Here is a 12,751-nt window from a genome sequence, read left to right as displayed (position 1 = left end):
GTCTTTGCCGGCACAAGTATTCCTTAGGTCTGGGTTAACGTCGTTCCGCGCGCCCCGCGCCGGATGGCATCATCTGCTCCGAACCCATCGGCGTTCCTGGACGACTCACCCGCAGTACCGTCCCGAATCCCCGGTCCAGGGACGCTTGCGCGCGGCGGGGCCCGGTCCCCAACACCGGTGTCCCGCCGCGCGCCCACCCTGGATAGAGGCAGGTCGACGTGTCACCGTCAGCCGCTGCGCCACCGCCGGCCGCTGAGCCACCGCCGGTTACACACGCCGTCGGGGCACCACCAGCTGGGTCACCCACCGTCGACGAGGACGGAGCCACGCCGATCACCGCGCGGCAGGTGCTGCGCTGGGTGGCGATGATCGCCGCGCTGGTGGTCGTGGTCCTCGCCTGCTGGCAGGACCCGAGCTACGCGACCTGCGCCAGTAGATAGCCCGGCGCAGGCGGCAGCTCAGCCGGCCGACGCTAGGTAGCCGTCGATCTCGTCCCGCAGCCGCCGCTGCTCGGTGGCGGGCAGGAACGAGGCGGTCACCGCGTCGCGGGCCAGGCCGGCGAGTTGCTGCGGGCCGGCCTGCAGCAGGGACGCGGCCACCACGTACTCCTGGTTGAGGCTGGTGCCGAACATTGGTGGGTCGTCGGAGTTGATCGTCACCAGCAGGCCGGCAGCGACCATGTCGGCGAGCGGGTGCGCGGACAGTTGCGGCACCGCACCGGTGCGCAGGTTCGACGTCGGGCACACCTCCAGCGGAATCCGCCGCTCCGCCAGGAACGCCACCAGATCCGGGTCCCGCAAGCTGGACGTGCCGTGGCCAATCCGTTCGGCGCCCAGCTCGCGCAGCGCGTCCCATACCGTCTCCGGCCCGGTGGTCTCGCCGGCGTGCGGCACCGAATGCAGCCCAGCCGCCCGGGCCTGGTCGAAGTACGGCTTGAACTGGGGCCGGGGGACGCCGATCTCCGGCCCACCCAGACCGAAACTGATCAAACCGTCCGGGGCCTCGTCGAGGCAGATCCGCAGCGTCTCCTCCGCCGCCGGCAGCCCCGCCTCCCCCGGTATGTCGAAACACCAGCGCAGCTCGATGCCGAAGTCGGCGCGGGCCCGTCGCCGGGCGTCCTCGATCGCCGCGCAGAACGCGGGCGCGGGAATGCCGCGCCGCACGTGCGAGTACGGCGTCACCGTCAGTTCGGCGTACCGGACCTGCTGGGCGGCCAACTCGCGGGCCACCTCGTGGGTGAGCACCCAGACGTCCTCGTCGTCGCGAATCAGATCGACCACACTCAGGTAGATCTCGACGAAGTGGGCGAAGTCGCGGAACACGAAGTAGTCGGCCAACGCGGCCTCGTCGGCGGGGACCGGGGACCGCCCCTCGTGCCGCTGGGCCAGCTCGGCGACGATCCGCGGCGACGCCGACCCGACGTGGTGCACGTGCAACTCGACCTTCGGCAGCCCGGCGATGAAGTCCGACAGTACTGGCGGAGCCTCCGACAGCGTGGGCGGAGACGACGGTTGCTGGCTCACCGTGGCGTTCGACCTCCTCAGGGAAACGGACATCCCCGGCGGGGGCCCGGCTGCGCCGAGCGTACCGTTCGGGCGGTCGTCTAGGCTCGCCAGGTGGACAAGCGTACGTTTCCGCGGCTCGGCCGCACGGTAGGGGCGATCGGTCTGGGTGCCTGGCAGCTCGGCGCCGACTGGGGGACGGTCACTGAGGACGAGGCGGCGGCGACAATCACCGCCGCCGTCGAGGCCGGCACCACCTTCCTGGACACCGCCGACGTGTACGGCGACGGCCGCAGCGAACGGATCATCGGCCGGTTTCTGCGGGAGTTGGCCGGCGACGATCTGTTCGTCGCCACCAAGATGGGGCGCCGGGTGGCACAGGAGCCGTCGGCGTACGTGCTGGACAACTTCCGGGCCTGGACCGACCGGTCCCGGGCGAACCTCGGGGTGGACCGCCTCGACCTGGTCCAGCTGCACTGCCCGCCGACCGAGGTGCTGCGCACCGACGCGGTCTACGACGCGCTGGACTCCCTCGTCGCCGAGCAGCGGATCTCCGCGTACGGCGTGAGCGTGGAGACGGTCGACGAGGCACTGGCCGCGATCGCCCGGCCGGGCGTGGCCAGCGTGCAGATCATCCTCAACGCGTTGCGGCTCAAGCCGCTGGAGCGGGTGCTGCCGGCCGCTGCCGCCGCCGGGGTCGGGATCATCGCCCGGGTGCCGCTGGCCAGTGGCCTGCTCTCCGGCCGGTACGACGAGAACACCCGGTTCGCCGACGACGACCACCGCACCTTCAATCGGGACGGCTCGGCATTCGACGTCGGTGAGACGTTCTCCGGGGTCGATTTCCACACCGGGTTGGCCGCCGTGCGTCGGCTCGCCCCACTGGTACCACCGCAGGCCACCATGGCCCAGTTCGCGCTGCGCTGGATCCTGGACCAGCCCGGGGTGACGGTTGCGATCCCCGGTGCCCGCAATCCCGCCCAGGCGCAGGGGAACGCGGCGGCCGCAGCGCTCACCCCGCTGGACGACGCCGCCCAGCGGACGGTGCGGGAGGTCTACGACGACCTGATCCGGCCGCAGGTGCACCACCGGTGGTGACCCGCCGCCCGGCGCTGCGCACGAGCCGCGGCCCAGTCGCGCACGAGCGAGGGCCCCGTTGTTCCGGCCGGAACAACGGGGCCCTCGTCACGACCTTCGCGGGTCGGTGCCAGCCCGGACGCCGGACGGCACCGGCGACCGAGGTCAGATCGGGCGGACCTGCTCGGCCTGCGGACCCTTCTGGCCCTGGGCGATCTCGAACTCGACCCGCTGGTTCTCCTCCAGCGTGCGGTAGCCGCTGGTCTGGATGGCCGAGAAGTGGACGAACACGTCAGCACCCCCGCCGTCGACGGTGATGAAGCCGAAGCCCTTGTCTGCGTTGAACCACTTCACGGTTCCCTGCGCCATGTGTATCTCCTTCTGAAACTGGCGGCCAAGCACGCCGTGCGGCCGGTTGGCCGTTTTCGAGCAGCGGCGCCTGAGGTGGCCCCCGGTGAAGGAGGACTTCTCTCAACCCACGCTGTCTCGCAACAGCGTGGACAGCAAACCACGTACGCAAAAACTTCGCACAGCCTACCTGACGAACGTCTCCGACATGTGACCTGAGACGCCGTTCACGCCCTCGTGGCGTGCCCGAATCTGGTCGTCACCCGGGCCCGGTCCGGCCGGGCCATCGCATGCCTGACCAGCTGCGCCGGCGCTCACGACGGCCAACGGCCGGTGAGCCGGCGCACCCCGGTTGCACCGCCGCGGTCCACAGCGGCCCGGACGACTGAGAAGATCGCCCCCTGCAGCGCGGCCGCGGCCAGCACCTCGCCCCAACCACGCTCCTCGTCGATGGCATTGGGTGCCTCGTCGTCGCCTGCGGCGAGCTTCCAGACCTGCCGGAATATCGCCCCGGCCAGGGCACCCGCCGCCAGGCCGAGCACCAGTCCGACCGGCCGGTAGGCCAACTTGTTGACTGGTTTGCTCACCCGCGTCTCCCTCTCCTCGTCAACCACACCAGTACCACCGTCACCACCGTGCCGGCCACCACCAGGGCCGGGACCGCGACGGTACGCCGGTCGGGCCGGCCCGCCGTGGCCGCCGCCTGACGGGCCGAATCTCGCAGCCGCAGCCGGGCCCGGTCGGCCCCCAGCCGCAACCGGCTCTTCACGTCGGTCTTAGCGGCCAGCGCCTGCACCGTCTGGCCCAGTTCGGCCCGGGTCTGCCGGATCTCGGCCCGGAGCAGGTCGAGATCGCCGGTGCCGTCACCGGACCTGCCGTTGTGCGACGTCACGACTGTCGCCCCCGTTTCATCGCCGCGCCGACCACCGTCACATCCGCCCGTACGCTGTCCGCCGCCACCGTCGGCACCGGTGGCGCCGCCTGACGGACCTGCCGTCGCCCGGCAAGTGCCAGCGCGCCCGCGACCAGGAACAGCAGCACCGCGACGGCCAGGGCAGCCAGCCACGGCGGCCAGGCCTGGGCGAGCAGCAGTACGCCGGCGGCGATCAGCACACCGAGTCCGTAGAGCGCGACGACCCCGCCACCGCCGAACAGCCCGATACCAAGTCCGGCGTGCTTGCCTTTTTCGGTCAGTTCGGCACGGGCGAGCGCGATCTCGTCGCGTACCAGTCGCGATATCTGCTCACCGGCCTGTTGTACGAGTTCTGCGGTGGACCGCTCGGCGGGCGGCCGGTGCAAAGTGTCGGCCATGCTGCCTCCTTTCCCGCTGTTCTCCGCTGTATGCCCGGCCCGGAGCTCGATCAATCCTGCTGGCGGCGATCAGCAACGGCGGGTTCCTCCGGGCCGACGAAGACCGAGGCACGGGCGTCGCCCTCGGCGTCACCGCCGAACAGCCGGGCGTCGTCGGGCACCTCGTGCCCGCCGGCAGCGGTGGTCATGACGGGCGCGACCGGGTGACGGCCGTTGCGCTGCCCGCCGGTGACCGACCGGCGCCGCACGTCCAGCCAGTCCAGCAAACTGTCCCCGTCGCCGACCTCGGCCCGCCACCGGGGCAGCGCGGTCGGTCGGTGTTCGCGGACCCAACTGACCAGGTGTTCGCGGACCTGGCACCGCAGATCCCACAGACTCGGCGAGTCAGCGGCGCTGACCAGTGCCCGCAGGCGGATCGTGCCGCCGGTCGCCTCGGTCACCTGCAGTACACACACCCGGCCGTCCCACAGGTCAGTTCCCTCCACCAGTCGGCGCAGTTCCTCGCGCATAACCTGGACGGGGACCGACCAGTCCAGGTCAAACTCGGCGGTGCCGAGCACCGCGGCCCTGGTCCGGGTCCAGTTCTGGAACGGCGTGGTGGTGAAGTACGAGGTGGGCAGGATCAGCCGCCGGTGGTCCCAGATGTGCACCACCACGTAGCTGAGCGTCAACTCCTCGATCCGGCCCCACTCGCCCTCGACCACCACGACGTCGTCGATGCGCACCGCGTCGCTGAAGGCCAGCTGCAGGCCGGCGATGACGTTGCTCAGCAGGCTCTGCGCGGCCAGCGCGCCGACCACACCGATCACTCCGGCGGAGGCGAGCAGGCTCGCGCCGACACCGCGTACGGCCGGGAAGGTCATCAGCATCACCCCGACGGTGAGGATGACGATCACCGCGATGGTGACCCGGCGCAGCATCACCACCTGGGTGTGCAGCCGGCGGGCGTGCCGGTTGTCCGGCACGTCGGTGCGGAACCGGGCCAGCGTGGTGTCCTCCATGGCCAGCAGCAGCGCCCCGACCAGCCAGGCACACGCCGCGATCATCGCGAGGACCAGCAGGTGCAAGGTGGTACGCCGCCACGGCTCACCGACCGCGTAACCGGTCGAGCAACGGAGCGCGAGCTGAATGGCCGTCACGGTCGCGGCCACCAGCGTCGCCCGGTGCGCGTGGGTCGAGACCTCGGCGAGCAGTACGGAACGTCGGCCGAGACGCCGGACGACCCGGTGACCGATCGCCGCCACGGTCACCGCGAGCAGCGCCGCCGCGACCGTGACGAGCACCGTCCAGACAACCGGATGCACGAAATAGTCCTCCTTCACATCGCCATCAACAGTGACAAAACGTCAATGATGCCGGGCGAAGGCGGGTCCTGCCATGGGCGGTATGTCACACCTTGCGGTAGTGGGACTGAGCGAAGCAGTAGACGCCGAAGGCCGCGAAGCCGGCCGCCACCAGTACCAACAGGACAGACCCGAACGCCTGCTCGCGCAGGGTGTGCAGGGCTGCGTCCAGGCCCCGGGCCTGCTCCGGGTCGAACTGGACGGCAGCAGTCACCACCAGTGCCCCGGCGGTGCCGTAGGCGATGCCCTTGGCAACGTAGCCGGCCGTACCCAGCCGACAGACGACCGCCCGCACCCGGGCACTCATCGCCCCGGTCCGCAGCTGCTCGGCGAACCGCCGGGTGACGCCGTTGACGACCATTCCGACACCGATGCCGACCACCACCACGCCGACGAACCCGACCAGCCACCGACCGCCGGGAGCGGACATCACCCGTTCGCTCAGCGCCTGCTGCTGGTTGGCGGTGTCGGCGTTGGCGTCACGGAACACCTGGATGGCGGTCCAGGCGAAGGACAGGTAGACCACGGTCCGACCGACCGACAGGACCCGCTCGAACGTCCGCTTGTTGCCCCGCTCGGTACGGTGCCCCACGGCGGCCTCGATGCCCTGCCACACCGCCATTGCGGCCAACCCGACCGCGACGGCGATCAGCAGCACCCCGCCGAGCGGCTGCGCGGCGAGGGTACGCAACGCGCCGGACTGGTCCCCGTCAGCGGCCGGGCGGCCGAAGGCGATCTGCAACGCCAGCCAGGCCACCAGCAGGTGGACCAGGCCGTACCCGAGGAAACCGGCTCTGGCGAGCAGCTCCAACGATCGACTGTTACCAACCTGATGAGCGGTGCGCTGCGCATCCCTGGTGTTCGGCATGGCGCTCCATATGACCGGTCAGCGCCACCGCCAAACGTGCCCGACCGGTGGTCAGCCCAGCTGCCGGGCGACCCGGATCGCCACCTGCGAGTCGGTCACCCGCTCGAGACTCACGTCGAATCCGCCGACCTCGGTGGCCTGCTCGCCGACGGTCAGGGTGACCTGCTCGCCGGCTACCTCGACAGTGACCCGGTCGCCCTCGGCCCCGATCAACCGGGCCTCGACGCCGAGAAAACTGGCGCTGGCCTCGATTCCTCGGGAGAAAGTCACCGTGCAGGCGTCCAGCCCACAGTCAGTGCTGGCGCCCTCGGAGCTGCAACCGGCGAGCAGCGCCGCGCCGAACAGCAACCCGGCGGACAGACCGGCGGCGCGGGAGATGGCGCCGACCCGCCGGCCGGATCTGGTGGATCGGGAGACGCGGGAAGCCGATGACAGCAGGGGTGCGGTGGTCACCGGACAAGCGTACTTGGCGCTCGTGACGGTGCCCCGGAGCATTGGCCCGCCGCCGCCCTGCCGCCGCGCCCGCCGGCGGGCCGACGGTTAGGCTCGAAGCCGTGCCGGCCTGCCGATGAGTCGGCCTTGACCATGTCGGCCCCTGACCGAGGAGGTGTCCGACCGTGACAGTGCTGGTGGAGGACAACCCGGCGCGGAACCGGTTTGAGATTCTGATCGACGACGGCCTGGCCGGGTTCGCCAGCTACCGGCCGGGCCCGGCGGCGGTGACCGTGACGCACACCGAGATCGATCCCGCGTACCGGGGGCGGGGTGCCGGTGACGCCCTCGCCCACGGCCTGCTCAGCGAGCTCCGCGACCGGGGCGAACGGGTGGTTCCTCAGTGCTCGTTCATCGCCGCGTACATCGACCGGCATCCGGAGTTCGCAGGGCTGGTCGCCGGTGACTGAGCGGCGCCGGCCCGGCACGGCGCGTACGGCGGTCGCGGTGGTCGGCGCGCTCGTGCTGGCCGCCACGGTGGTGGCGACGGGCGGCTGGCTCGGCTGGTTCAGCGACCCGACGATCTCCGACGCGCCCGAGGCGTCGGCCGACGTCGACGTCGTCGCGACCGGACTCGCCGCGCCGTGGGACCTCGCGTTCCTCCCGGACGGTACCGCACTGGTGACGGAGCGGGACACCGCCCGGTTGCTGGCCGTGGACGCGCAGGGCAGCACCCGGGAGATCACCCGGGTCGACGAGGTCGTCCCGGACGGGGAGGGCGGCCTGCTCGGCGTGGCGGTGTCCCCGCAGTACGCCGCCGACGGCTGGGTCTACCTCTACTACACGGGAGCCGGTGACAACCGGGTCGTTCGGTTCCGGCTCGGGCCCGACGGCCCGACGACGCCCCCTGAGCCGGTGCTGACCGGGATTCCCCGGGCGCCCACCCACAACGGCGGCCGGATCGCTTTCGGTCCGGACGGGATGCTGTACGTCGGCACCGGTGACGCCGGCGAGCGGGGAGCCGCGCAGGACCCAACCGGGCTGGCCGGCAAGATTCTTCGGGTGCGGCCGGACGGCACCGTCCCGGCGGACAACCCGCTTGCGGGATCACCGGTGTTCAGTTTCGGCCACCGCAACGTGCAGGGACTGGCCTGGGATCCGGCCGGGCAGCTGTACGCCAGTGAGTTCGGGCAGAACCGGCACGACGAACTGAACCGGATCGAGCCCGGCGGCAACTACGGCTGGCCGGAGGTCGAGGGGGTGGCCGACCGGGCGGAGTTCATCGATCCGGTGGCCACCTGGGCCCCCCGGGACGCCTCCCCCAGCGGTCTCGCCCACCACCAGGGCCGGCTGTGGCTGGCGTGTCTGCGTGGCCAGCGGCTGTACCGGGTAGCCCCGGACGGCACCGACGCCGAGACGTTGCTCAGTGGCGAGTACGGCCGGCTGCGGCACGCGGCGGTGGCGCCGGACGGCAGCCTGTGGGTGCTCACCTCGAATCGGGACGGGCGTGGTTCACCCACCGGCGACGACGACCGGATCCTGCGGATCAGCGGCTGACCGGTCCGCCGTAGGCTCCGGCTCGGTCGGGCCGGGCAGCACCGTCGGGCCTGGTGCCGTCGGACCCGACCCGGTCGGACCCGGGGTGCCGGTCCTGGCCACCGGCGTCTGCCAACCGGCCAGCCGCTCGGCGGCGGCCCGGCTGTTCGCCCAGCTCGCCCCGTAGGTCGACAGGTGGACGTCACCGGCGACCCGCACCGGTACCCCCATCTCGACCACGACGGCGTCGGGTCGGACGGCGAGCGCGCGATCGACCGCCACCGACATCCACCGATGCCGGTGCAGGTCGCGGACCACCAGCACGAGGGCGTGGTGACGGGCGGCGAGCAGCGCGGTGTCCAGCGGCTCAACCGGTCGACCAGGAACGCCGGCTGCCGTTGACGGACCCGCCGATGCGTCAAGATCCCGCTCGGTCAGTCGAACGGTGAGCGTCCCGGGCCGCAGCGTGGCCAGGGCCTGGCCGATACCCCACGGGGTCTCGGCCCCGGTGGCGATGTTGTGCGGCGGCACGAACTCCACCACGTACGCGGGTCGGGTCAGCGGCAGCCGGGTCGCGGTCCGGATCCGCAGCGCGCGCCGGGCTGCGGCGAGCCCGACGGCGGACCGCACCGGACCGGTCGACGGGCCGGCGGACGCCAGCGTGGCGGACCTGCTGCCGCCCGGTACGGGTCTGTTGCCACCCGGTTCGGGTCCGTTGCCGTCCGGTCGTCGGTGGTACCGCACCGACCACTCCGCCAGTTGCCGGATCCGCTCCGCCGCCTCGGCCAGCCGCTGGGCCGGCAACTGTCCGGTGACGACCGCGTCGACGATCCCGTCGGTCAGTCGCCGGACAGTCTCCTCGTCGGCGTGTTCGCCGCCCACGCAGACGGCGTCGACGCCGGCGGCGAGCGCCCGGACGGTCGCGCCGGCCAGTCCGAAGCGCCGGGTCACCGCCCGCATCTCGATTCCGTCGGTGATCACCGCGCCGGTGAACCCGAGCCGGTCCCGCAGCAGGTCGACCAGGACCGCACGGCTGAGGGTGGCCAGGTTGACCGGGTCGATCGCCGGAACGAGCAGGTGTCCGGTCATGATCGTCCGGGTGCCGGCGGCGATGGCGGCCCGGAACGGGGTCAGCTCCACCGCGTCCAGCCGGATCCGGTCGGCGTCGATGCGCGGTACGGCGGCGTGCGAGTCCACGTTGGTGTCGCCGTGTCCGGGGAAGTGTTTGGCGCAGGCGGCGACTCCGGCGTCCTGCAGCCCGCGGATCCAGGCGGCCGTGTGCCGGGCCACCAGGTGCGGATCGTCGCCGAACGCGCGTACCCCGATTACCGGGTTGTCCGGATTGGAGTTGACGTCGGCAACTGGGGCGTAGTTGACGGCGACTCCCGCGCCGGCCAGCTCCAGACCGAGATCGTGGGCGACCCGCCGGGTCAGTTCCGGGTCGTCGACCGCACCGAGGGCCAGGTTGCCGGGTCGGGAGCTGCCGTGTCCGGATTCGATCCGGGTCACGTCACCCGCTTCCTCGTCGATGGCGACCAGCACGTCCGGCCGTTCGGCGCGCAGCGCGGCGGTGAGCGCGGCGACCTGTTCGGGGTCGCGGACGTTCCGGGCGAACAGCACCACGGCACCCAACCCGTCGGCCACCCACCGGCGCACCCAGTCCGGTGCGCTGGTGCCGATGAACCCGGGCTGCAGCACGGTGACCGCCATCCGCCGCACACTGGGACTGGAATCGACCATGCGGCTCATGTTCACATCACGGACAGTTTTAGTCAATAAACCTTTCTATTAACCGGAACCGCGCTGCGGCAACGACGCCGGTCCCGCCGTACGGCACGGTCTGTCGCCGGGCGGCCCCGGTGTGGCACAGTGCGTAAGTGGTTCCGTTCGTCCAGTACGCCGCCGAGGAGACCAGCTGGCAGGACATCCCCGGTGTCCAGGTGGTCGGTGCCGTCCTCGGTGTCCTGCTCCTGCTCGCCGCGCTACGGGCGATGTTCGGCAAAGGGCGGTGAGCGGAAACGGTGAGACCGGGTCGGCCGACGGTCACCGGGGCGGCTGACCCGTTTGGCCGTGGTCCGCGCCGGGTAACCACGACTTCCGATGGAGCTGCCCCTGCATTCACCCCGACTGCGCCGTGCGGCACGCCAACGCTTCGGCTGGTCGGCGTTGCGGCCCGGTCAACTCGGCGCGATGCGGGCCCTGCTGAAGGGCCGCGACGCCCTGGTGGTGCTGCCCACCGGCGCCGGGAAATCGGCCGTGTACCAGATCCCGGCCACCATGCTGGCCGGCCCGACCGTGGTGATCTCTCCGCTGCTCTCGTTGCAGCAGGACCAGATCGCCGCACTCAATCAACGCGGCCAGGCCGAGCTGCGGGCGGTCCGGATCAGCTCCGCGGAGAGCCCGGCCCAGCGACGGGCGGCGCTCGACGACATTCGTGCGGGTCGGGCCCGGTTCCTGTTCACCACACCGGAACAGCTGTGCGACCCGGACCGGCTGGCCGAGGTACGGCGGTTGTCCCCGGCGCTGGTCGCGGTCGACGAGGCGCACTGCGTCTCGGCCTGGGGGCACGACTTCCGACCCGACTACCTGGCCGTCGGACACCTGGTGGAGCAGTTGGGCCGCCCTGCGGTGGTGGCGCTGACCGCCACCGCCTCGCCACCGGTCCGCGACGACATCGTCCACCGGCTCGGGCTCACCGACCCGCACCTGGTGGTGGCCGGACTGGACCGGGGCAACCTGTTCCTTGAGGTGGCCCACTGCCCGACCGAGGACTACCGGTGGCGCCGGCTGGTCGCCCTGCTCGACGCCGAACAGCCGCCCGGCATCGTCTACGTGCCGACCCGGCGGGCCGCGACGGACCTGGCCGGTCAGCTCGCGGCCGCCGGCTACCCGGCCCGCTGCTACCACGCCGGTATGTCGGCCACCGCCCGGCAGCAGCTGCACGGCGAGTTCCTCGCCGGGCAGGTGCCGGTCATGGTGGCGACGTCCGCGTTCGGCATGGGCATCGACAAACCGGACGTACGGTGGGTGGCGCACACCGCGCTGCCGGACTCGCCCGACAGCTATCTGCAGGAGATCGGGCGCGGCGGCCGGGACGGCCGGCCGGCCCGCGCGCTGCTGTTGTGGCGGGCCGAGGACATCGGTCTGCAGCGGTACTTCACCACCAGCCCGCCCGACCACGACGAGTTGCGCGACGTCGCCGAGGTGCTGGACACCAAGCCGGCCACCCGCGCCGAGCTGCGCCGCCGCACCGGGCTCGGTGCCCGCAAACTGAGCCAACTGCTCGCCCTGTTGGAGGAGGTGGGCGCGGCCCGTACCGTCGCCGGCACCCAGACCGTCCGTCCGTTCTACGCGCCGGACCCGACGCGGGCCGCCGCCGTCGCGGTGGCAGCGGCCGGACGTCGCCAGACCGTGCAGCGCTCCCGTACCGACATGATGCGGGCCTTCGCCGAGGCGACCGGTTGCCGTACCCGGGCGCTGCTCACCTACTTCGGGGAGCATGTGGCGGACGTCTGTGGCCATTGCGACAGTTGCCACGCCGGGACCAGCACCGCCGACGACGGCGCCGCCGGCCCGTTCCCGGTGCACAGTATGGTGCGACACGCGGAATGGGGGGCCGGCCTGGTACTCGGGTACGAACAGGACCGGATGACGGTCCTCTTCGACGGTGTCGGCTACAAGACGTTGTCGGTGCCGGTGGTCAGCGACCAGGGTCTGCTGGCCGCCGAGCAGCGCTGAGGATCGCCACCGTCGGACACCGGTCCGGCGGGCAGCAGGTTGAAAGGGGCAAAGCGTGACGGAACTGCCGGTGTACACCGAACTCGGGTTCTCCGACGAGGAATGGGGACTGCTGGTCGGGCTGCCGCAGGCGGTGCTGAACGCGGCCAGCGCGGCCGAGTCCGACGGTGGACGGCGGACCCGGGCGGAGAACGCCGCCGGGCTGGAGACGATCAGCGCCGGGCGGGAGTCGGCCAGCCCGCTGGTCGCCGCAGTCGCCGGGGAACTGGTCAGCCGGGTCGGCGATCCGGAGACCGGCGAGGAACTGCCGGTGATCGAACCGGCCGACCCCCGGGCGCTGATCGCCGACGTGCTGGCCCGGGCGGGTACGGCGGCCCGACTGCTCGCCGACCGGGTGGATGACGGCGAGGCCGGGGCGTACAAGCACTGGCTGGTCGGCATCGCCGAACAGGTGGTCGGCGCCGCAAGCACCGGCGGGATGCTGGGCATCGGCGGCGAGACGGTGACCGAGTCGGAGCGGCGGTTCCGCGACCGGCTCGCCCACGTACTCAACGACTGAGTGGGAGGGCTCCGGTGTGCGGGCGGTTGACCACCGC

Annotated in this window: 15 protein-coding genes and 1 pseudogene; 7 read left to right on the top strand and 9 right to left on the bottom strand. The window is 71.9% G+C overall.

Annotated elements, in window-relative coordinates:
- Positions 1-218: 218 nt before the first annotated feature.
- Positions 219-440 (top strand): hypothetical protein, encoded by a 222-nt coding sequence (locus ACFHWS_RS24280; RefSeq protein ID WP_416557120.1) that lies wholly within the window; start codon positions 219-221, stop codon positions 438-440.
- A gap of 18 nt (positions 441-458) precedes the next feature.
- Here the strand turns inward: ACFHWS_RS24280 and ACFHWS_RS24275 are convergent, their stop codons facing one another.
- Positions 459-1,472: an adenosine deaminase gene (locus ACFHWS_RS24275; RefSeq protein WP_416557138.1), complete on the bottom strand. Its 1,014-nt coding sequence runs from the start codon at positions 1,470-1,472 to the stop codon at positions 459-461.
- Positions 1,473-1,616: 144 nt separating this feature from the next.
- Here ACFHWS_RS24275 and ACFHWS_RS24270 point away from each other — a divergent pair, with 144 nt between their 5' ends.
- Positions 1,617-2,600 (top strand): aldo/keto reductase, encoded by a 984-nt coding sequence (locus ACFHWS_RS24270; RefSeq protein ID WP_416569170.1) that lies wholly within the window; start codon positions 1,617-1,619, stop codon positions 2,598-2,600.
- Between the two features lie 144 nt (positions 2,601-2,744).
- Here the strand turns inward: ACFHWS_RS24270 and ACFHWS_RS24265 are convergent, their stop codons facing one another.
- The 7 genes from ACFHWS_RS24265 to ACFHWS_RS24235 all read right to left on the bottom strand — a co-directional run bounded on the left by ACFHWS_RS24265 (position 2,745) and on the right by ACFHWS_RS24235 (position 6,827).
- Complete coding sequence (locus tag ACFHWS_RS24265; RefSeq protein ID WP_007075740.1) at positions 2,745-2,948, bottom strand: cold-shock protein; 204 nt, start codon at positions 2,946-2,948, stop codon at positions 2,745-2,747.
- A gap of 293 nt (positions 2,949-3,241) precedes the next feature.
- Positions 3,242-3,514, bottom strand: coding sequence for a DUF4235 domain-containing protein (locus ACFHWS_RS24260; RefSeq protein ID WP_123601092.1), 273 nt, complete (start codon positions 3,512-3,514; stop codon positions 3,242-3,244).
- Positions 3,511-3,819, bottom strand: coding sequence for a DUF3618 domain-containing protein (locus ACFHWS_RS24255; protein WP_416557118.1), 309 nt, complete (start codon positions 3,817-3,819; stop codon positions 3,511-3,513). Before ACFHWS_RS24255 ends, ACFHWS_RS24260 begins: the two co-directional genes overlap by 4 nt.
- The gene (locus ACFHWS_RS24250) at positions 3,816-4,238 is read right to left on the bottom strand and encodes a phage holin family protein (RefSeq protein ID WP_416557117.1); all 423 of its coding nucleotides are present in this window, start codon (positions 4,236-4,238) and stop codon (positions 3,816-3,818) included. The genes ACFHWS_RS24255 and ACFHWS_RS24250 overlap by 4 nt, the downstream gene beginning before the upstream one ends.
- Positions 4,239-4,288: 50 nt before the next feature.
- On the bottom strand, positions 4,289-5,542 hold the full coding sequence (locus ACFHWS_RS24245; protein ID WP_416557116.1) for a mechanosensitive ion channel family protein: 1,254 nt from the start codon (positions 5,540-5,542) through the stop codon (positions 4,289-4,291).
- A gap of 85 nt (positions 5,543-5,627) precedes the next feature.
- Positions 5,628-6,449, bottom strand: coding sequence for a DUF1206 domain-containing protein (locus ACFHWS_RS24240; RefSeq protein ID WP_416557115.1), 822 nt, complete (start codon positions 6,447-6,449; stop codon positions 5,628-5,630).
- A 51-nt stretch (positions 6,450-6,500) separates the two neighbouring features.
- Positions 6,501-6,827: a hypothetical protein gene (locus ACFHWS_RS24235; protein ID WP_416557137.1), complete on the bottom strand. Its 327-nt coding sequence runs from the start codon at positions 6,825-6,827 to the stop codon at positions 6,501-6,503.
- A 239-nt stretch (positions 6,828-7,066) separates the two neighbouring features.
- On the opposite strand from ACFHWS_RS24235, the gene ACFHWS_RS24230 reads away from it, so the two are divergent.
- Both ACFHWS_RS24230 and ACFHWS_RS24225 read left to right on the top strand, forming a co-directional pair.
- Complete coding sequence (locus ACFHWS_RS24230) at positions 7,067-7,351, top strand: GNAT family N-acetyltransferase (RefSeq protein ID WP_416557114.1); 285 nt, start codon at positions 7,067-7,069, stop codon at positions 7,349-7,351.
- Positions 7,344-8,438 carry a PQQ-dependent sugar dehydrogenase gene (locus ACFHWS_RS24225; RefSeq protein ID WP_416569169.1) on the top strand — a complete coding sequence of 365 codons (1,095 nt, stop codon included), beginning with the start codon at positions 7,344-7,346 and terminating at the stop codon, positions 8,436-8,438. The genes ACFHWS_RS24230 and ACFHWS_RS24225 overlap by 8 nt, the downstream gene beginning before the upstream one ends.
- A 354-nt stretch (positions 8,439-8,792) precedes the next feature.
- Here the strand turns inward: ACFHWS_RS24225 and ACFHWS_RS24220 are convergent.
- A pseudogene (locus ACFHWS_RS24220) lies at positions 8,793-10,157 on the bottom strand (glycoside hydrolase family 3 protein); the annotation flags it as partial.
- 137 nt (positions 10,158-10,294) lie between these two features.
- Between ACFHWS_RS24220 and ACFHWS_RS24215 the strand changes: the two are divergent.
- The 3 genes from ACFHWS_RS24215 (at position 10,295) to ACFHWS_RS24205 (ending at position 12,714) form a co-directional block, all read left to right on the top strand.
- Positions 10,295-10,429 carry a hypothetical protein gene (locus tag ACFHWS_RS24215; RefSeq protein WP_255499935.1) on the top strand — a complete coding sequence of 45 codons (135 nt, stop codon included), beginning with the start codon at positions 10,295-10,297 and terminating at the stop codon, positions 10,427-10,429.
- Positions 10,430-10,517: 88 nt separating this feature from the next.
- Positions 10,518-12,155: a RecQ family ATP-dependent DNA helicase gene (locus ACFHWS_RS24210; protein WP_416557112.1), complete on the top strand. Its 1,638-nt coding sequence runs from the start codon at positions 10,518-10,520 to the stop codon at positions 12,153-12,155.
- A gap of 55 nt (positions 12,156-12,210) precedes the next feature.
- The gene (locus tag ACFHWS_RS24205) at positions 12,211-12,714 is read left to right on the top strand and encodes a hypothetical protein (protein ID WP_416557111.1); all 504 of its coding nucleotides are present in this window, start codon (positions 12,211-12,213) and stop codon (positions 12,712-12,714) included.
- Positions 12,715-12,751 lie beyond the last annotated feature (37 nt).

Source organism: Micromonospora sp. LOL_013 (assembly GCF_048060315.1).
In the GTDB taxonomy this organism is placed as follows: Bacteria; Actinomycetota; Actinomycetes; order Mycobacteriales; family Micromonosporaceae; genus Micromonospora_E.
The sequence above is the reverse complement of the archived record's forward strand: the minus strand, read 5'-3'. Positions and strand labels throughout refer to the sequence as shown.

Excerpts from the sequence above, each read along its gene's own strand:
- ACFHWS_RS24250 (WP_416557117.1), bottom strand. The coding sequence starts at position 4,238 with ATGGCCGACACTTTGCACCGGCCGCCCGCCGAGCGGTCCACCGCAGAA.
- ACFHWS_RS24240 (WP_416557115.1), bottom strand. The coding sequence starts at position 6,449 with ATGCCGAACACCAGGGATGCGCAGCGCACCGCTCATCAGGTTGGTAAC.
- ACFHWS_RS24265 (WP_007075740.1), bottom strand. The coding sequence starts at position 2,948 with ATGGCGCAGGGAACCGTGAAGTGGTTCAACGCAGACAAGGGCTTCGGC.
- ACFHWS_RS24210 (WP_416557112.1), top strand. The coding sequence starts at position 10,518 with ATGGAGCTGCCCCTGCATTCACCCCGACTGCGCCGTGCGGCACGCCAA.